Here is a 20,057-nt window from a genome sequence, read left to right on the forward strand (position 1 = left end):
ATTAATTATATAAAATGTACGGCTAAATTGGGGTTGACTATGCAATTACTGGCCGTAAATAATATCTTTAAAATGCTTTTCATAATGCGTTAAAAACAAATAGAGAATAATATGTCATTATTAATTTGTACTGGCTTAGTTAATTCATCCTGGGAACAGCTTTCACAACAACTTTTAGCTTCAGGGATATCAAATATTAACGATAACAATGAAGTTGAAGGACTTGTTAGCCAGTTAAATACGACACAAACAACAAAAAGAGTGGTTTCACTTTTGCGTAAAATTGCGTCTTTGTGTGTTCAAAATGACTATTTGCTCTCTTTACCGCTAGAGGTGATTAATTGTGATTTGGTTTATACCATGTCCTCAACTGATAAGTTTGATATAAAATGGTTACTATTTTACTGTAGGCCAACTCAATCGTTAGCAAGCCAACCAATTGAGTCGATAACCCCTAATGAACTTCAGTTACATTTTGCTGAATGGCATGAACAAGTTACCAAGCTGAATAACATTTCGTGTCAAACACCTCAATCAACCCGATTATTAAATATTGTTGAATGCGCGACTCAACCACAAGCTTTTGTTGAGAATGCAGCTGAATTTTTAAATAAGCCACTTGATGTTGAGAATATTAACGGCCTCACTTTCAATCAATCATTACTAGAACAGCTTACCGCTCATTATTGTGAAATTGCTTTTCCAGAGTCAGAGCAATTTGAGCAACTAGAAGAACTGTATGATGATATAAAATTACGAACGCATTTTAATAAATCTTTGTCTGAATTTAATATAATAGAGCAAACAACACTTAGTAATGCACTTGTTGAAATTCAGAAAAATGTTAACTCCATTGTTAAACAAGATGAAAACCTCACTCTAGTATTACAAGAGAAAAAAATTGAAGTTGAACGTCTACATTCCAAATTGATTGCCGTTGAGAGAGAATTGAACAACACCAAATTGGCGAATGAAAAATTAGAACAAACTACTCAAAAATACCAAGATATAATATCTGAAAAAAATAACAAACTCGATGAACTAACTAGTGAAAAAGAACTATTTGGCCTTCATGCTAATCAGTTACAAGAAGAGCTTGAGACAACTCATGCGAGTAATGTAAGTGTCAATAAACAGTTGGAACAGTTAACCGAAAGTCTTGCTGTAAGTCAAAATGAATTAATATTTGAGCGTGAGCATAAGGTTAAGATTAAAGCTGAATATGTCGATTCAGCGGCAAAGTATGAGCAGATAATAGCAGAACGAGAAATATTACAAGGCTCATTGCATTCAGTTAACGAACAAAATGAAATATTACAGACCGAGATACTTGAAAAGCAACAGCAAATAAATAATTCGACTCAACTGGTTGAAAAAACATTAGGTGAAAACAACATCGCTTTATTGCAAATAAGTCAACTTCAAGATGAACTTGAAATTACAATTAGTGAAAAGCAAGAACTAGTCGAAAAAGTAGCAAGTCAGAGTAATCAATTAAAAAATGCATCACAGTTAGAATTAAACATAACTGATGAAAATGAAATAGCTTTATTGCAAATAAATCAACTTCAAGAAGAACTTGAAATCATATTCACTGAAAAGCAAGCTCTTGCTAACCAAGTGTTAGATTTAGGTGAACAGCTACAAAGTGCTTTAGAGGTGAAGGCGAACACTTTATCTGAAAATGAAATAGCCTTATTACAGATAAATCAATTACAAGAAGAACTAGAGTTTTATTTTCAAAAATTTATAGAACAGGAAAAATTAATGAGTAATTCAATCTCCAATAATGTTGCCAAAAACGAGAAAATATTTAATTGCATTTCTATAAATACTATTGAATTACTAGGGCAATACGATACAGAAGGCTATCACGAGTTAAAAATACAATTAAATAATGTAGCATTAGCTGATGGGCGCTTTTTTGAAAGCTTACGTTGCAAATTAGTCGATAAATCTGGTTGTTTAGGTATTGAATTTAGACCTAATGACGAATTGGTTGATTATTTGCAGTGGTATGAAAAATACAATGATGAGTATGGTTCTTATGTTGTTTATTTACCCCAACCATCCGCTGAATTAAAAGATGAGCAAGAGTTTTTATTTGAACGCTTAAATACAAGTGACCGAATTTTAATAAATAGTATCGCTAAAAATTTAGCTAGTTATTTAGCAACCGACGACGCAATTATAAATCTAGCTGAACTATCAGCCACTTCATTAAGACAATGGCGAGTCAATGCATATCAGTTAGCATCTCAAATCAGTAATGTACAAGATTGGATGAGTTTTGATTCGGTAATGCTTAAAGAGGAAATGCGCACCGAAGGTTATGAACATCTTTGGCTTACATTTGACAACTTGCTTATTGGTGAACGCTATTTTGAACAATTTAATATAAAAGCATCAGTGACTGATATAACTGATGATGCGGTATTTGCGAATCAGTTTATGATTGAGCTTAGAGAATTACCAAATGGTATGGCACCTTTACAAGCATGGCCACCAGAAACATCTGATGAATTTGGCTATAAATTAAATCTAATTATCAATACACAAAGCGATGTATTAGAAATACAAGGTTTAGAAAGCTTATCTGTTGCAGATAAATTATTAGTCGGCCATTTTATTAATAATTTTGCTGGATTTGTGAATAAACTACATGAACAGCAGGTTGAATTTGATAGACCTTGGCAGCAGTGGGAAGGTATAGGTAATCGATTATACTCATTAAAGCATCAGTTGACTCAAGGTGCTGAAATGCAAGAACATCCAGATGTTCAACTCGATGAGAGTGAATTTGCAGATGACGCTGTTCAAAATGGTGAACCTACCATTGTAGAACAAAGTGAAGATAAACAATAATATATAACAACAGAGCGTATCATTACTATGCCATATAAGTTGGTTGTTATTGACCCCGGGTTAATGGAACTCGGAGGTCATCATGCTGGATTTGCAACAACACTTAAGTTTTTGGCTAGCCAAACAGGCTCTAATCAGCCCACTGCTATCAAACTATATGCCAACAAATCGATAGACCAGCGTTTGCTTAAACAGTTGGAGCTATCGAATGGTGATAACGTGTTAAGCATGGAGGTAGAAGCCGCTTTTACAACAAACTTTTATCAATTATTTGAAAAGCAAAATACCATTGCTGATGCTAACTCATTTATTAATATTTTAGCACGTGAATATTATCAAGCCTTGTTGTCTTTTTATGTTGAATTCCCATATCAATCTGAAAACCCAAAATCAGCTGATAAAGTTGTCTTTTTTTATCCCTGCCTAAGTTGGGAGCACGCCAATGCTTTAGCAATTGCATTAACGATGCTTGATGGCAATGAACAAGTTGCAAAAATTAAAAACGAAAACCTAATTAATGCTCAACATGTTGTTTGTGCAATGTATAACCCAGGGATAAACCATAATGGTATAACAGTTAGTATAAGCCATAGGTTAAAGTTTTATCATGGATTTCAGAGGTTAGTTAGGCATGCATCAACAACAATCTATACAAGCGATAAAGAGTTAGCAAGTCAATATCAACAGTTATTACACCTGCAAGAGCCGTTTGAAATTCATCCATGCTACTTACATGATTGGGCACATTTAATTCCTAATAAAAGCACACAAGGTAAGCTTAATCGTGTGCCTACGGTATTACTTTACAATGGTGATGCCAAAGAGAATAAAGGGATTAATTTACTGCCTACAATTATTGATTCATTATTAAGCCTAAATAACAAAACGCATAACCAACAACCAATACAATTAACAGTACAATATACCTTAAGTTGGCAATACCCTGAGATAGCCGATACCTTGGTTAAATTAGACCAACTGGCTGAAAAATATAATAATGTCAGTCTGTATAAACATTTTTGGAGTCAAACTGAATTAATTCAACATTTGGTTAATGCTGACGTAGTGTTGTTACCTTACAATGCAGAGGTTTATAGTGATAAAAGTTCAGGTTTTTTATGGTTATGTGCAGCATTAAATAAGCCAGTAGTCATAATTGGGAAATCCTGGTTATCAAGAGAAGCTCAAAGGTTAGGTCTCCAATTTAAAATAGTACCAGCATTAATGAAAGAGGATGTTGAGAAAGGTTTACTCAAAGAGCATTTTGATAGAGTTGCCAGTGGTATTATAGATGTGCTGACTGATGAGCAAAGTAATACGGCCAATAAATCGAAAGACACTATGTTAAAGCAAAGTCAAAGCAACCAAACGGAGGCATTGAATGGCATTACTCAGTACCGAGCTCAGTTATTTGGCCCAATTTTCGATTGGTTTAATGGTCAGTGAAAGTAGCATAAAAACAGTTTATGCCAATAAAAGTCAGTAGATAAGGAAGAAGAATAATGCTTAGCTATTTACAGCATTTACTTGTTGAACCTAAAACCAAGCTAGCTAATGTTCTGCATTTAGGGGCTGGGCGTTTTAGTGAGTGGACAACGATAGCGCCAATGTCACCGGAAAAAGTAGTACTTGTTGATGCGCACCGTCCTTACTGCGATAAGTTAAGCAAAAAGTTTAAAGCTATTGCAAATGTTAGTGTGTTAAATTTACTCGTCAAAACAGATGATTCAACATCAAATGAATTTAATCATTGTAATAATCCGCGTTATAGTTCTTCACTTTTACCGAGTAAAATTATTGATTTTTTGCCTAATCTAGCGGTAACAGAGCAAACTAAAATTAGCGAAACTAAATCGTTAAACTCCATTATCAACGAGTTAAATTTTAGCGCTTGTGAACCTGAAAGTTCATTTGTAAATTTGTTAATAATCGAAACGTTAGGAGTTGAGAGTGATGTTTTAGCTGATACATCTTATGAGTATCTAAGTAAGTTTGATGTTATTGCTGTGCGCAGTAATGATGAACAAATGTATGAAAATGGCAGTAAGGCAAATGAAGTTATTTCAACATTAACGAATAAGTGTTTTGATTGCGTTTATCGTGGCGAGCCTGACAATGGTTTTGTTGAGTTAGTATTTAAAAAAAATAGTCACTATATTAAAGCCCTTGAGCAGTTAAAGATTCTTCAACAAGAAATTGTAGATTCTGATAGTAAGCTAAAATCCGAACAACAAAATAATATAGCTAAACAACAACACATTGCTGAGTTACAACAAGCGCAAGAAGAGTATCAAAACATAGTAACAGAAGAATTTGGTAGAATAAGTGCTGAAGTTAGTCATATAGAAAATGACCTTAATCAAAAACAAATTCAATCCGCTGATTTAACGATAGAAAAAGAGAAACTCCAGAAACAAAATTGCCAGATTCAAGATAAACACCAGCAAGATGTTGAAATGCTACAGCAAAAATTGAGCGATATAAATCAAACTGCTGAACAGCAAAAGCAGCAGCATAAAGATGAAAGGGTAATGCTTCAAAACCAATTGAAGAAAATTACCAATCAAAAAGGTGTTTTGCAGGCTGAGTTTGATCAATTTAAAGCATCGAATCAGCAGTTGCTGGAAAGTATCGAACTTGAAAACCTGCAACTTCAAGCTCGCACTTCAGAGCTTGAAAGCCAAGTTCAACATGTCACGACAAAGCATGAAGCTTTACAGGTTGAGCTAGACCAATTTACTGCGACGAATAACCAACTATTGAAAAGCAGTAAGACTGCTTCGGCGCAGTTGCAAGAACAGCTATCCGAGCAAGCCAACAAACTTAAACAAGCTAAAACGCAGTATGAAGCATTAGTGGTTGAGCATACTGAATTAAAGCAGTCTAATAACCAACTATTGGAAAGCAGTAAGACTGCTACGACACAGTTGCAAGCGCAAGTATCCGAGCAAGCTAACAAACTTAAACAAGCTAAAACGCAGTATGAAGCATTAGTGGTTGAGCATACTGAATTAAAGCAGTCTAATAGCCAATTATTAGATTACAGTGAAGCTGAAAAGGCTCAACTAGAGTCAAAACTAACTGAACTTGAGACGCTAGAGGGCAATTTAAGATCAGAAATAGCCAACCTAACGACAGCTAATCAGCAATTAACGAACCAATTTAATGACGCACAACAACAGTGCTCAGAGTTATCCACTAAATTAGATGAACAAACTCATTGGCACCATGAGAATAAAAAATGGGCAGAGGCATTAGTGGTTCAGGTGGAAGATGGTAAGCGACAATTGCAAGAACGCCAAAGAAGTGCTGATTTAGGCTTGAAACTTCAAGCAAAAGCACAAATTGATTTGGATGACCTACGTCAAAAATATCAGCAAAAACATCACAACGAACAGCAACTAGTTGATTTAGTGAGAGAGTTGCGTATTAAGCTGCAGCAGGCAGCCAATTATTATCAACAATTGCAATTACAAAGTTCTGAGTTTGCAGATGAAGTTGTTGACGTCAATAAAGCAACAAAATCAGAAAGATTGCTTTCACCCAGTGCTGAACCTATAGAATCTGAACAAAACAACAGTGGCTTGGTAGACAATATTGAAAACGATAAAAATGTTAACCGCAAATCAGTAAAAACTAAGTCAAAAAAGCGCAGTAATAAAAGTAAATTAGAGGCGAAGTGATGTCTGAACGACAGTTAAATGCTTTATTACAGGAGCTTGAGAATTCACTCACATTACTTGATGAGACGAGGGTAATTGACGTTGCAGATTTTGATTTATCTTTGAAGCATACCGACTCTGATCTTTTTTCATTTAGCCAGCCTGACTCATTACTAGCTAAGTGTGAGCAGGTATGTGCAGAATACAGTATAAATAAGCCTAAACTACGTACTATTCACCATTTAGCCTGCAGTGGTGGCTCGTTAATTACAAAGTGTTTTTCTGTTATGCCTAATACATATCTACTGAGTGAGGTGCATCCTCATTCTTATCGTCACTTACCGAAGGATAATGCTGAATTCCTTCCGTCAGATATTGCAACTTTAGCAAAGCAGGCAAACTTCCCTAATTCAGATATATTAGCAAAAAAAATATTTGCTCATGCAATAACTGATGCCTATGAGCACGTAACTCGGTTGGGCGGCATTTTGATATTACGGGATCACAGTCATTCAGATTTCTGCGTAGGTGATGATATTGCATCTAAATCAACAGTTAAAACGACATTAGAGCCAGATTTTGAAATTCGTTCTATTGTTACATTAAGGAATCCGATAGATGCATATGCATCATTAAAGTCAAATTTTTGGTTGCATTTTGAACCATCAAGTTTTGATGATTATTGTGGTAGGGTATTGGCTTTTTTATCTGAGTTTGAACATTCACAAATTTTTTTCTATGAAGACTTTGTCAACCAACCTGAATTTGAATTAGAAAAGATGTGTCTATTTCTGGATATACCTTATGTCAATGGCTCTAGTTCTTTATTTGATATGTTTAAGGTGACAGGTGATAGCGGTCGCAAAGGTGAAATTATTGAAGCAAGACAGAGAAGAACGATTGAAAATTATTTGCTAGAAGAAATTAAGCAATCAGAAAAATTCAAATTATTATGTGAAGTATATCGAAAGGATTACAATATTTTTTAGGCCGCTACTTTATGTAAGTATTTAAAGTCGTGTGTTAAGAATGAAGTGAAAAATTAATATGAGTAAATTAATATATAAACAGATCGAAGAGTTAAAGAAAAATTTAAAAGTAGGTGATTTTGAAACTGCTAAGGTTCAATTACAAGCGTTATTCTTGCAGCAAAATTCATTTGGCATTGCAACGCTAGAGTTAGTTAATGCATTGTGCAAACACTACGGCACAACGACTGAGACATTACTTGAGAAGCCTCCTAAACAACAAAATAAAATTGACTTAAGTACAATAAAAAAGCTTTCTCAGCTAGATGAAATAAAACCCAAACAAGGCATTAGTATTGTTAGTTGTTGCATGAATCGCAATGATAATTTAAAAAAAGGCTTATTAACTTGGCTTAAGTTAGATGTAGATGAGATAGTTATTGTTGATTGGTCATCTACCACTCCAGTATCTGAAACATTGTCAGATATTAATGATCCACGTATCAAGATAGTTAGAGTTGAGAACGAACCCAAATGGATTTTAACCTATGGTTTTAATGTAGGTTTGCGTTTTGCCTCCTATGAAAAAATCTTCAAGTTAGATGCAGATATTGAAGTGAGCCCAAATTTTCTTCAATTGAATGATTTTGTGGATAATGAATTTGTTCGGGGCCATTGGAAGTCTGCTTTAGATAATGGTCAAGATGATCAAGTATACGTTAATGGTTCATTTGGTTGTTATAAGGAACATTTGTTAAATATCGGATTTTATAATGAATTCATTCGAACTTATGGTTGGGACGATTCTGATATTTATTCGCGACTATCTAACGAATGTGGTTTAGCTACAAAATATTTATCTTTTGATTCCATAGTGCATATGGAACAAGATGAAAGTGAGAGGATAGTAAATCAAGATATATTAGATTCATATTTTATGGGAGAAATAGCACCAACTGAGTTCAATAATCAGCGCAATAAGTATTTAGTTAAATTGTTAGATATTTGGGCTAAATGGCATCTGCAAGATTACGAATTACTATCATCAAATCAAAGGGTCATTATATTAAAACGAATAAGTACTGATTTCCCAATTCAGAAACATATCTATTCTGATTCAGCTTGTTACGCAGTGTTATTACTACTTGGTTGGAAATATTCTGAACTTAGTTGGCGAGTAAAAGATCCAAAAGTTTTGGGGCAAGCGATATACGATTTATATCTAGATAAAGTTGACTTTTCAGAGACAAAGGCATTATTAGGCTTAAGTGATGATTATAAGGTTGCATTTGCTGAAGGTAATGTATATCAGATAATCAATGCATACTCTGAGCTACACAAGAAAAGTAAGAAGAAATATAAAGTCACAATTTATAGATGCTGTCCAGAGTCAAAAATTTTAAGTAGAGAAATACTGAATTCAAGTGCTGGTACATTTATTATCACTACATTACCAAGTCAACGCTATTTAATGTTGGAAGAGATATACAAAAACCTCAATGACAATGCCTATATTGATAATATTAATTCTAAAGTAACCGAGCATAAAGTATTTGCAACCTCTGTCTATGATGAAAGTGAGCCTCATAGACTGGCCGAATATATGACGTGTGTAACCCAAAATCTGTCACTTTTTGACAGTGTTGTTCTTTTTTACGAAGAAGGTGATGGAAAGTTTAAACAAGAGGTTACAGATCAAATTCGCGCATTAAACTTGGATGAGTTCGAATATAAATTAATATTTATAAACATTGACCAACGACCAAGTTTTAAGTTTATTTTTAATTCAATGGACCGAAATTTTAATGGTGCTCAAATATTCGTTTCCAATGCAGATATTGTTTTTGATAAAACTATTTCTAGAATTAACAAAGCACATTTTGATGGAAACTTTCTTGTACTTAGTCGAAAAGAGGTTCTGCCAGAAACTTTAGAGGATCACGGTTTTATTATGAGTCAATTTGGTTTGCCGAATACTTTTTCTGCTGATGTTTGGGCATATCAATCACCATTGGCTTTTGATTTTCGTGCGGAATTTGGCATCGGTACTTTCCACTGTGATTCCTTCTTAAATTATCATATTAGCCGTTCAGGCTACAGATTATATAACCCTTGTTTAGATATACTTAATTACCATATTCATGATGCAAAGTTTAATTCATCAGAAGAAAAGGAAATAGTTCAAGCAGATAAAATTCAGAAATCTTTATATGCAGAAATTGATTTGTGTGGTGGAGAACTGCCTTTAAAAGGGGTTCAATGGTGCCGTTTAGCCGACACATTAATACCTCAACGTGCTAACCAGTTGGTAGATTGGAGCGATGTAATAATAAATATTGATGTTAAAGTTGATGGTTCAAACCTTATCACAGCAATGCTTCAAGCGCTTATGGCATTGAAAATCAATAGCTCCGTTGCAGGAGGCAGAAGTGTTTGGTTACGTGTTCCTTCGGATGAGGTTCATTCGAATGTTACAGATATCTTGTTTATGTTTAAAGAAAAACTGGGGCATAAAGATTTATTGATAGCTGTTGATAATAAAAAAGATGAATTATTTGCAAAAGATCTCCCAGGTTACCATAAAACAAAAGTCAGCCCTCAACACTTGTTAGAAACTTATCAAGCAGTATTAAGGCAAACTCCTTGTGAACTATTTAGTGTTAGTCATATTAAAGCGAGAATCTCACCGTATTTTGGTGTACACGAAAAAACTCACTTACTTTGTGATGTAGAATCATATGATTGTGATGACCTAATCACCTATGCATTGTTAAAAACACTGTCAAAACAGGACAAGCAATATTTCAAGTATGTCACCAGTCAATTGATAGATGCAGGTTTTACAGAGTTTTTACCGTTTAAAGAAGACATTTTATTAGTAAGTGATATAGACGGTGATTTATCTACATATCGTGGATTATTTGATAAAACTTTACACCCTGAAAATACAATACCGCAAATGAGCTTTGTCACATCTATATTCAAAGGCGACGAATTTTTTTGGGGATTTCTCGCTAATACCGCAGCAGCATTATTAGAATGTAATGGTGAAGCAATATTAGTAGATGCTGCTTCACCTGGTGATGAACAGCTAATATTTGACCGATTTATAACGCAATATCCTGGGTTGAGTTGTCGAATGCAATATATTCGTCTAGAAGCTGATCCAGGATTGTATAATTGCTGGCAATTAGGTATACAAACCGCTAAAGCACAGTGGGTCGGTAATGCTAATTTGGATGATCGCCGTAGTCCTTTTCAGGCGCGTGCGATGTTAGATGAGTTGGTACTACACCCTGCTTATAAAGGAGCTGCATCTGCTATTAGAGCCACTTGTGCGAGAAATACGGGCTGGTTTGAAATAACAGATAATGAATATTGGTTTAATAATGGCTTTGATCAGACTATTAGCTTTGATAAACTTTATACACAAGATGCCAATGGGTTAGTTAAATCGCAAAATATTATGCATTGTATGCCAATTTGGCATAAATCTTTGCATGAAAAGTATGGTTTCTTTAACGAAGAAAAATATGGCACCAGTGCTGATTGGGCATTTTGGCTAGAATGTACTCAGAATGGTGAAGTGTTTTGCTTAGTTCCTCAGGTTTTATCACAGTATTATATTAATGAACAATCACATAACCGAGTTAATGATCCGAATGGGATTAAAGAGAACAGGATAGTTAAAGACTATTTGGATGTATCTCAAACAAATTTTGAGCAGCAATAAAATATTTAATAAATAGGATAGATTACAGTGAAAGATTTTTTTAATTTCATTTATATGGAGAAGCAAAGCTTTATTTTTGCTTATAACCCAAAAGTTGCTTGTACAAATTGGAAATGCATAATGCGTTACCTTAATGGTGCTGAGGATTATTTAAAACCTGCTTTAGCGCATAATAGAGTAGAAAGCGGCTTATCTTTTGTTTCAGATCAAGCTAACCCCATAGGGTTAATAGATGATAACTCAATACCTAAATATGCCTTTGTAAGAAACCCATATACAAGAATATTATCGGCTTATCTAAATAAAATTGAACCTTATGCCGAAGGTGTAAGAGGTCTAAATGATGATAATAGTTATTTTTACAAAGTATTTACAGAAGTTGATGAATATCGTTGTAAAGAATTGCCATTAGAGTCGAAAGTTAACTTTTATTGTTTTCTATCTTGGCTAACTAACGTTAATGATGTACATACTCGAAATGAACACTGGCTTCCACAAGTAGAACTGCTTAAAGTAGATCGCGTTGATTATACGTTTATAGGTAAGCTTGAGAATCTAGTTAAAGATGCACCAACACTGTTGCAGAATATAGGATGTGATATTGATTTTCCGAGCCAGAAAAAAGTGAGCTTTGCACCTACAAATGCAACTAGTAAAATCGAAAAATATTACACTGAACAAGAGTTCAAGTTAGTGAGTGCTTTGTATTTACCCGATTTTAAAAGTTTTGGTTATGATTTGATAACAGATGCTTTGGAGTTATAATGTTAGTCTTATCAAATGGTATCCCAAAGAGTGGTAGTTCCTATCTTTTTAAATTAACACGTGATTTGCTAAAAACTAGCATTAATGCTGAAAATGCCGTTCGAGAGGCGATTTTAAAAGGGGAGCTCGAAGGGAGTGATCTATTTGTTAGTAATTTGAATGATAAATCATTACTTTTATTGGATAGCATATCTAAAGAATTCGGGCCATTAGCTGTGAAAGTTCATGAAAAAAACTTGGATCGCTTTAGTTGCTTTTTGACCCAAGAAAAGATATTCACTCCGTTCACATATAGAGATCCTAGAGATTGTATATTATCATCATTAGATCATAGAGCTAGAACAAATGGAGAGGTTTTTCAAAATTATGGCAATGTCTCAGATGCAATACCTAATGTTAAGTCATGGGCAAAGTCAGCAGTACTTTATTTAAAAAGTGATTGTTGTGCTATAAAATATGAGAGTTTGATAGAGTTTCCTGAACAGCAGTTGATGAAATTAGCTGGGTATTTTGGTATTTCAGTAACACAGGCTCAGGCGGAAAAAATCTGTTTAGATGAGCTCGAAAGCCGTAAAAAAGGAACAAGACAATTTAATACAGGATTGAAAAACAGATATATTCATGAAATGACTTCTTCTGATATTGATAAATGCAATATAGAAATGAGGGATGTTATTTTAACATTAGGCTACTCACTAAGTTAAATACTTTTTAAATTCTAATAAAGAGGTATCATGATTTTTATTTGTTACGGAATGCAAAAGTCGGCATCGAGTTTTGCTTGGTCAATTGTCAAGGATCTTACTGAAGAGTTAGGCCATAATCAGAATTTATTAAGAAAGACTTATATTGATGATAAAAACTTTAGAGTGGAATATCAAAATATATTTAATATCGAAGAATACGAATATTTTAATGAACGTATTCCTCAAAATGAGATTCTGGTCATTAAAAGCCATGCGCCGATCTCAGCAGAACTAGGGGAACACATTCAAAGTCAAGGTGGTTGCGCTATTGCTACTTATAGAGATCCTCTTGATATAGCAATATCGCTATTAGACGTTGGAGTTACAGAACGCCTTAAACCAATTGAGAAACAGCGCACCGGTTTTGCTAGTATCAAATGTTTGGATGATGCCGTTCAACGGTTACCTAAAACAGTTGAAATAGCTGAAAGTTGGCTCAATTTTGATTTTATAACTCATATACATTATGAGCAGCTATGCTACAACACAAACACTGCAGTTGATAATATCGTCTCGTCTTTTAAGTCGGTGGGGGTTGAGGTGCCCGACGAAATTGTTGTAGATGTGTTGACAAGGTATTCGAGTAAAAGTAATCCAGTTATACCAGAGTTTAATGTTGGTGGTGTTGGTCGTTATAATGAAAGAATGTCGTCGACTGATATAAATGCTCTAAAAAGTAAATATTCTAGCTTCAGAAATAAGATTGAGTCACTAATTTAAAGTTTAAAATTTTAAAGTTTAGGAATTGGAAATGAAAAAAGCGTTAATTACCGGTGTTACCGGGCAAGATGGTTCTTATTTAGCTGAGTTTTTATTGGAAAAAGGTTATGAGGTTCATGGAATAAAACGCCGTGCCTCTTTGTTTAATACTGGTCGTGTTGATCATATCTATCAAGATCGTCATGAAGAAAGCCCGCGTTTCTTTTTGCATTACGGGGATTTGACCGATAGCTCTAATTTGACCCGTATTTTGAAAGAAGTGCAGCCAGACGAAGTGTACAATTTAGGTGCGCAGTCTCATGTAGCTGTATCGTTTGAAGCGCCTGAATACACTGCCGATGTTGATGCGATGGGAACGCTTCGCTTACTTGAAGCTATCCGTTTCTTGGGTATGGAAAAAACCACTAAATTTTATCAAGCGTCGACTTCAGAGCTTTATGGTGAGGTTCAAGAAATTCCGCAAACGGAAACCACACCTTTCCACCCGCGTTCACCTTATGCAGTAGCGAAAATGTATGCCTACTGGATTGTGGTTAACTACCGTGAATCTTATGGGATGCACGCTTGTAATGGTATTTTATTTAACCATGAGTCACCACGCCGTGGTGAAACCTTTGTAACTCGCAAAATTACTCGTGCTGTGGCTAATATTGCCCAAGGGTTAGAGAAGTGCTTATTCCTTGGCAACATGGATGCATTACGTGACTGGGGTCATGCTAAAGATTACGTGCGCATGCAGTGGATGATGTTGCAACAAGATACTGCTGAAGATTTTGTTATTGCTACAGGTAAGCAAATTTCGGTACGTGAGTTTGTCCGCATGTCAGCAGCCGAAGCCGGTATAGAGCTTGAGTTCAGCGGCGAAGGTGTTGACGAAATTGCCACTGTCGTGGCGATTTCAGGTGATGATGCACCTGGTGTAAACATTGGCGATGTGATTGTTAAAGTTGATACTCGCTACTTCCGCCCAGCAGAAGTTGAAACTTTGCTCGGTAACCCTGCTAAAGCTAAAGAAAAACTTGGTTGGACACCAGAAATCACTGTTGAAGAAATGTGTGCAGAAATGGTTCAGTTTGACCTTAGTAAGGCTAAACAGCATGCGCTGCTTGAAAAACATGGTTTTGACGTAGCAGTAGCCAAAGAATAAAAAAATTTTATAGTGTAAAATGCCAACATCACTGTTGGCATTTTTTTTATCGGATGCATTATGCTTGTCAGTCATCGTAAGAACTTTATTTATTTAAAAACTGTTAAAACGGCAAGTACTTCTTTAGAATCATATTTTGAAAAGTATTGTATGCCTGAGGGCGATTGGGAAGAACTGCATCATCGGGAAGAGTACTCCTCTGATGCTGGTGTTATTGGTTGCCGAGGACCAAATTGCAAAGGCAGCCATTTTTATAATCACATTCCTGCAAATATATTAAAAGGCCGTCTTGATATTGATATTTGGAATAGTTATTTTAAATTTTGTTCAATTAGAAACCCTTTTGATAAGTTAGTGTCTGCTTATTACCACTTTGTGAAGTCAAAAAATCAGAAGTTAATTAACCAGTCTGATGATATTCAAGCATTCAGGCATTGGTTGCAAGCTGGTAAACTTGTTAACGATAAACCTGTTTATTGCATTGACTCAATTCCTGTAATGGATTTCTTTATACGATACGAGCATTTATCTAATGATGTAGAACACGTTTGTAATATTCTAGACATTCCATATTTAGAAAGTGAAATCCCCTCATTTAAGCGAGGATTTAGAAATAATGACATTGAGCTTGTAGACTTTTATGATGTTAACTCACTTGAAATAGTTAAAAGCTTTTATGGATTCGAATTAGAATATTTCAATTATTCGTTAAAAGGATGATTTTTTGCTATCAATTAAACATCAGTTTTTATTCATTCACCTGCCTAAAACTGCCGGTAATAGTATACAAAATGTGCTTTGTGAATACTCTGAAGATAACAAAGTGTGCTTGAATGCGATACAAGATGGAGTAGAAAGGTTCGAGATAAGGAGTAATGATCCCTCGCTTCATAAGCATTCTAGTTTACAGCAGTATAGAGATGCATTAGCACCCAATTTATTTGATAAATTATTCGTATTTACTACTGTTAGAAATCCGTGGGAGAGAATGATATCGTTTTATTTTTCACCTCATCGTCAAATGACTGAATGGAATAAAGATAGTTTCATTCAATTAGTCAACTCTGTAGCGACATTACCCGAATTATTATCGCTAAAAGAAAGTAGAGTTTGGAGTGAAAATGTCAATAAAGTTATGCGCTTTGAGCATTTGCAGCACGATTTTGATTCAGTTTGCCATGATATAGGCATTCCTTGTGCTCCACTTTATGTTCGTAATAAGTCAACCAGAGCTGATTACATAACTTATTATGATGCAGAATTAATCTCACTTGTGAGAGAAAAGTTTTCAGAAGAAATCGCCTTTGGTGATTACCATTTTAGTCAGAATATTTGTTAGGTATTAATATGAAAAAAGTATTTGTTGCGGGCCATCGTGGCATGGTTGGCTCGGCCATTGTAAGGCAACTTCAATCACAAGGTGCTGTTGAGGTTATCACTCGTAGTCGTTCAGAGTTAGATTTGACTAATCAGCAATCGGTAGCTGATTTTTTTGCTAAAGCCAAAATTGATGAAGTTTATTTAGCAGCCGCTAAAGTCGGTGGTATTCACGCTAATAATACGTATCCAGCTGATTTCATTTATGAAAATTTAATGATTGAATGCAACATTATTAATAGTGCATTTAACGCTGGCGTGACCAAACTACTTTTTTTAGGGTCTTCTTGTATTTACCCTAAACTTGCCCCGCAACCTATGCAGGAAACGGCCTTATTAACAGGCATGCTTGAAGAAACCAATGAGCCTTATGCCATTGCAAAAATCGCCGGAATAAAACTGTGTGAATCTTATAATCGCCAACATGGTGTCGATTACCGTAGTGTTATGCCAACAAACCTCTATGGTCCACATGACAACTTCCATCCTGAAAATTCACACGTTATCCCTGCATTATTACGCCGTTTTCATGAGGCTGCACAGCGTGGCGATAGCGAGGTGGTTGCTTGGGGCAGCGGTAAGCCTATGCGTGAATTTTTACACGTTGATGATATGGCTGCTGCATCCATTCATGTTATGGAACTCGACAAAGGGAGCTATGAGGCAAATACCGAGCCAATGTTGAGCCACATTAACGTAGGTACCGGTGTTGATTGTACCATTCGTGAGTTAGTGGAAACGGTAGCTAAAGTGACCCAGTTTAAAGGTAAGATTATTTGGGATAGCTCTAAGCCTGATGGTGCCCCACGTAAATTAATGAATGTGGATAGACTAGCTGCTTTAGGTTGGCAATATTCATATGATTTAGAAGCGGGTTTACAAGATGCTTATCAATGGTTTTTAGCCAACCAAGATAGTTTTAGAGGTTAGTTAAATCGTTTTTGGTACAGTTCGTTTCTGTATCACGTTTTATAGGTATCAATTTATGTATTTATCTGAAGATGTTTTTACTCAAGTTATTGACTCCACTCCGCTGGTTTCAATAGATTTATTGATTGAAAACAGCCAAGGACAAGTGTTGTTAGGATTAAGAACTAACCGCCCAGCTAAAGGAATGTGGTTTGTGCCAGGCGGGCGTATTTTAAAAAATGAGTCTTTAGATATGGCATTTAGCCGTTTATGTGAACAAGAACTGGGGATTATTGCTCATAGAAAGCAAGCTAGTTTAATTGGTCCGTTTGAGCATTTTTATGATGACTGTGTGTTCAGCAATGCAGTGTCTACTCATTATGTGGTGCTTGGATATAAGCTTATTGTTGATGTTAATATTGATGAGTTACCCACGGCGCAACACGGCCATTACAAATGGTTTAGCAAGCGTGAAATACTGCAAGATACAACGGTACATAAACACAGTAAGTGGTACATAGAAGCAGAGGGTATTTTTTAAATGAGAAATATCATAGTTTCTGCGGGTTTAAAAATACTTCCATCTAAACTGCAATATAACGCGTTAATTAAAGCGCTAAATTTTTTGTTTTCGTCAAATAATCAACTAACACTATCAGATATTAGCTTAGTATTACGCATTGATGATTTAGATAAACAGTGGGCATTTAGGCACTCAAATAATGTGTTTACTCCCTTAATTGAAATATCTGACTCAATCTCTGCTGTGAGTTTGTCTGCTGATTTAAATATATTTTTAACCAGCGTGTCAAAGTTTGACTTAATTCGTCACATTGAAAAGGGTGACATTAAACTAAGCGGCAATAATTCAAACATTAACAAGGTTAATGAGGCTATTCGTGGCATTTCACACCAAGATTTTGAACGATTGATTGAGCAGTTTTATCAAGTATTTAGAGCTAATAGACCTGACTCTCCTAGGTTAGATGTGAATCAGCTTTCAGCATCAGATATTAAAAATGATAGTGACTTAGAGTATATACGAGACGAGGCTTTACGTTTAGAGACGATTAATTTGTCCGCTGCTCATAAGCTAATGTGTATTGCCAAGCAGTTTAGGCCAGACGGTCCTTTAATCAATCAAAAAGTAGAAGAGTATAGTGCGAAACTTAGTTAACCTTGATTACACTGCTTGAATAAGTTCCATAAAAAAACCAGCCTAAACAGGCTGGTTTTTGTTTGTTAGATTAGTTTAATGCTTTTTCAAGCTTCTCTAATCTTTGCTCTAAATCAGCAATTTTCTTCTCTTTTTGATTATTTAGCTCAAGTAAAGCCTTTGCTGCAGCAAGGGACACACCTGCTGAATCGATAGCTGAAATATGTTTTTCACTATCACCTAAACCAAACAAGTCATAAAACTGTTGAGCCATCGGCCCAATATGTTGAGTGTTCTCAGATTCTGACTTATAGTTCCATTTGGAAATGCTCAATTGAGCAATAGCATTTAGTATTGCTGTTGAGTCAACACTCAAGAAGTTTTCTTTTTTATTAACATCCGAAGTGAGTAACACATTATTTGCTGTTACTTGTCCTTTAAGAGTTAAATTTCCATCTTCATCTAAAGTAAATTCAGGAAGACCGTCATTGGTTTTTTCATTAATAACGAATGTTTGTTGAAAATTAGATAATTGCCAGTCAGAAGGATAGCTGGTGTTGGTTTCTTTAAATGTGACTCTTGATGCGCCGGCTCTTTCTAAGTTAATCAAAGTTGTGTTATAACTTGAACTACTGTTTGCAACTTCTAAAACACCATTTGTAATTTTTACATTCCCACTTTCAATATCTAAAGCGGCATCTGGAGTTTGATCTCCAATACCTACATTACCACTTGCTGAAACTACTAATGAGTTTGTTGGTGCATTTGGCATAATTTTAAAAGGTAGTTTAGAGCCATTACTTACATCACGTACAAAAAAGTTAGTTTCATTCCCCGCAAGATCCCACGTTTGGGCGGTAAAACCTGAACTGCCATTTTGTTCTAATCGTAAAGTTGGGCTATCACCGTTAACAACATGCATTTCTACAATTGGATTTGAAGTACCTAGGCCAACACTACCACTAGCATCTACATATAATGAGTGACTCGGAGCTGACGCCTCTATAGTAAAAGGGGTTTTACTACCTGTTACATCATCGATTGAAAACTTGTTTGCACCACCATTTTCACTGTCATTGGCGGTTATTTGCCAATCGTTACTTGGGAAACTCGCACTAGTACTGGTGTCTTGAAATTTTATTCTTAGGTTGTTTTCTTTAAGTCTTAATGTATCGAAACCGAAAGATTCACCATTAACACAATCTTGACCAATACAAGCACTTTGAGTAACAATTAAATCATCTAAAATTTGATTATCTGCAACTGCAGAATTTGTCATCATGACTGGTAATGACAAAAACGCTAACGCGCTATACTTAGTTATTTTCATTTTATTTCCTTGATTAAAATTTAATATGTACTGCGCTTGCTTAATTATTGCTGATAAAAGGAGGCTCTGTTTCTGATTGTGCATCAACAAATTCTCCATTTAGAATATTGAAATGTCCCCAGTGCGTGACTACTTCACCAACATTTCGATAAACGTTATCTCTTCCTGTTTTTCTATCTGATACTTTTTCAATTCCATTATTCTTTGTGTAAAGAATTTCATATTTATAGTGACCTTCTGCTAAATGACCTAAACGTTCAAAATCAAGTTGTGAGTCTTTAGCGTCTAATTGCGCTTGATAACGATAGTCATTTGGACCTGTAATAGTGACGGTCGCAAAATCATAATTTAATTCTTCTGCTTCAATATCAAGCTCAGTTGCGCTAACTACAATGCTTTGTGTTTCAGCTTTAACTACAGCGCAAAATAACAATGAAGATAAATAAAGAGCTTTGTATATATTTTTGTTCATTTTTATACCCTTTAGTATGTGTTTATTTATTTTAACTACTTTTTAACAAAAGTGAAAGGTGGGTGTCAAAATTATGGCGCTGGTAGAACCTGTTAGTCCCGTTAAAGTTGATGTCTATTTATTTTAATTCTGAGTCTGAAGTTAATAGCTCTTAAAAACAATGCTTTGTGTGATTTCTTTGTAAGTGGACTATATTAGGGTGACAAA

16 protein-coding genes are annotated in these 20,057 nt (G+C 35.1%); 14 read left to right on the forward strand and 2 right to left on the reverse strand.

Annotated features, from left to right (window positions below):
* The first annotated feature begins 111 nt into the window (after positions 1-111).
* From QPX86_RS07015 to QPX86_RS07080, 14 genes are read left to right on the forward strand one after another with little or no spacing between them, the layout of a single operon-like run.
* Complete coding sequence (locus QPX86_RS07015; RefSeq protein WP_285164735.1) at positions 112-2,865, forward strand: coiled-coil domain-containing protein; 2,754 nt, start codon at positions 112-114, stop codon at positions 2,863-2,865.
* A gap of 27 nt (positions 2,866-2,892) precedes the next feature.
* On the forward strand, positions 2,893-4,311 hold the full coding sequence (locus QPX86_RS07020; protein WP_285164736.1) for a glycosyltransferase family protein: 1,419 nt from the start codon (positions 2,893-2,895) through the stop codon (positions 4,309-4,311).
* Between the two features lie 56 nt (positions 4,312-4,367).
* Positions 4,368-6,548 (forward strand): coiled-coil domain-containing protein, encoded by a 2,181-nt coding sequence (locus tag QPX86_RS07025; RefSeq protein WP_285164737.1) that lies wholly within the window; start codon positions 4,368-4,370, stop codon positions 6,546-6,548.
* Positions 6,548-7,516, forward strand: coding sequence for a sulfotransferase family protein (locus QPX86_RS07030; protein ID WP_285164738.1), 969 nt, complete (start codon positions 6,548-6,550; stop codon positions 7,514-7,516). The genes QPX86_RS07025 and QPX86_RS07030 overlap by 1 nt, the downstream gene beginning before the upstream one ends.
* Positions 7,517-7,574: 58 nt before the next feature.
* Positions 7,575-11,228, forward strand: a complete 3,654-nt coding sequence (locus QPX86_RS07035) for a glycosyltransferase (protein ID WP_285164739.1) — start codon at positions 7,575-7,577, stop codon at positions 11,226-11,228.
* 27 nt (positions 11,229-11,255) lie between these two features.
* Positions 11,256-11,993, forward strand: a complete 738-nt coding sequence (locus QPX86_RS07040; protein WP_285164740.1) for a sulfotransferase family protein — start codon at positions 11,256-11,258, stop codon at positions 11,991-11,993.
* On the forward strand, positions 11,993-12,697 hold the full coding sequence (locus QPX86_RS07045; RefSeq protein ID WP_285164741.1) for a sulfotransferase domain-containing protein: 705 nt from the start codon (positions 11,993-11,995) through the stop codon (positions 12,695-12,697). The genes QPX86_RS07040 and QPX86_RS07045 overlap by 1 nt, the downstream gene beginning before the upstream one ends.
* Positions 12,698-12,727: 30 nt before the next feature.
* Positions 12,728-13,459 carry a hypothetical protein gene (locus tag QPX86_RS07050; protein ID WP_285164742.1) on the forward strand — a complete coding sequence of 244 codons (732 nt, stop codon included), beginning with the start codon at positions 12,728-12,730 and terminating at the stop codon, positions 13,457-13,459.
* 31 nt (positions 13,460-13,490) lie between these two features.
* Positions 13,491-14,606 carry a GDP-mannose 4,6-dehydratase gene (gene gmd, locus QPX86_RS07055; RefSeq protein ID WP_285164743.1) on the forward strand — a complete coding sequence of 372 codons (1,116 nt, stop codon included), beginning with the start codon at positions 13,491-13,493 and terminating at the stop codon, positions 14,604-14,606.
* 60 nt (positions 14,607-14,666) lie between these two features.
* Positions 14,667-15,326: a sulfotransferase family 2 domain-containing protein gene (locus tag QPX86_RS07060; protein WP_285164744.1), complete on the forward strand. Its 660-nt coding sequence runs from the start codon at positions 14,667-14,669 to the stop codon at positions 15,324-15,326.
* Positions 15,327-15,330: 4 nt separating this feature from the next.
* Positions 15,331-15,945: a sulfotransferase family 2 domain-containing protein gene (locus QPX86_RS07065; protein ID WP_285164745.1), complete on the forward strand. Its 615-nt coding sequence runs from the start codon at positions 15,331-15,333 to the stop codon at positions 15,943-15,945.
* Between the two features lie 8 nt (positions 15,946-15,953).
* Complete coding sequence (gene fcl, locus QPX86_RS07070; protein ID WP_285164746.1) at positions 15,954-16,913, forward strand: GDP-L-fucose synthase; 960 nt, start codon at positions 15,954-15,956, stop codon at positions 16,911-16,913.
* 55 nt (positions 16,914-16,968) lie between these two features.
* Positions 16,969-17,433, forward strand: coding sequence for a GDP-mannose mannosyl hydrolase (locus tag QPX86_RS07075; protein ID WP_285164747.1), 465 nt, complete (start codon positions 16,969-16,971; stop codon positions 17,431-17,433).
* Complete coding sequence (locus QPX86_RS07080) at positions 17,434-18,069, forward strand: hypothetical protein (protein WP_285164748.1); 636 nt, start codon at positions 17,434-17,436, stop codon at positions 18,067-18,069.
* A 70-nt stretch (positions 18,070-18,139) separates the two neighbouring features.
* Here the strand turns inward: QPX86_RS07080 and QPX86_RS07085 are convergent, their stop codons facing one another.
* Together QPX86_RS07085 and QPX86_RS07090 are read right to left on the reverse strand one after the other, a co-directional pair.
* On the reverse strand, positions 18,140-19,378 hold the full coding sequence (locus QPX86_RS07085; RefSeq protein ID WP_285164749.1) for a tail fiber domain-containing protein: 1,239 nt from the start codon (positions 19,376-19,378) through the stop codon (positions 18,140-18,142).
* Between the two features lie 40 nt (positions 19,379-19,418).
* Positions 19,419-19,850, reverse strand: a complete 432-nt coding sequence (locus QPX86_RS07090) for a hypothetical protein (RefSeq protein WP_285164750.1) — start codon at positions 19,848-19,850, stop codon at positions 19,419-19,421.
* Positions 19,851-20,057: the final 207 nt, after the last annotated feature.

This window comes from Shewanella goraebulensis (assembly GCF_030252245.1).
GTDB lineage: Bacteria > Pseudomonadota > Gammaproteobacteria > Enterobacterales > Shewanellaceae > Shewanella > Shewanella goraebulensis.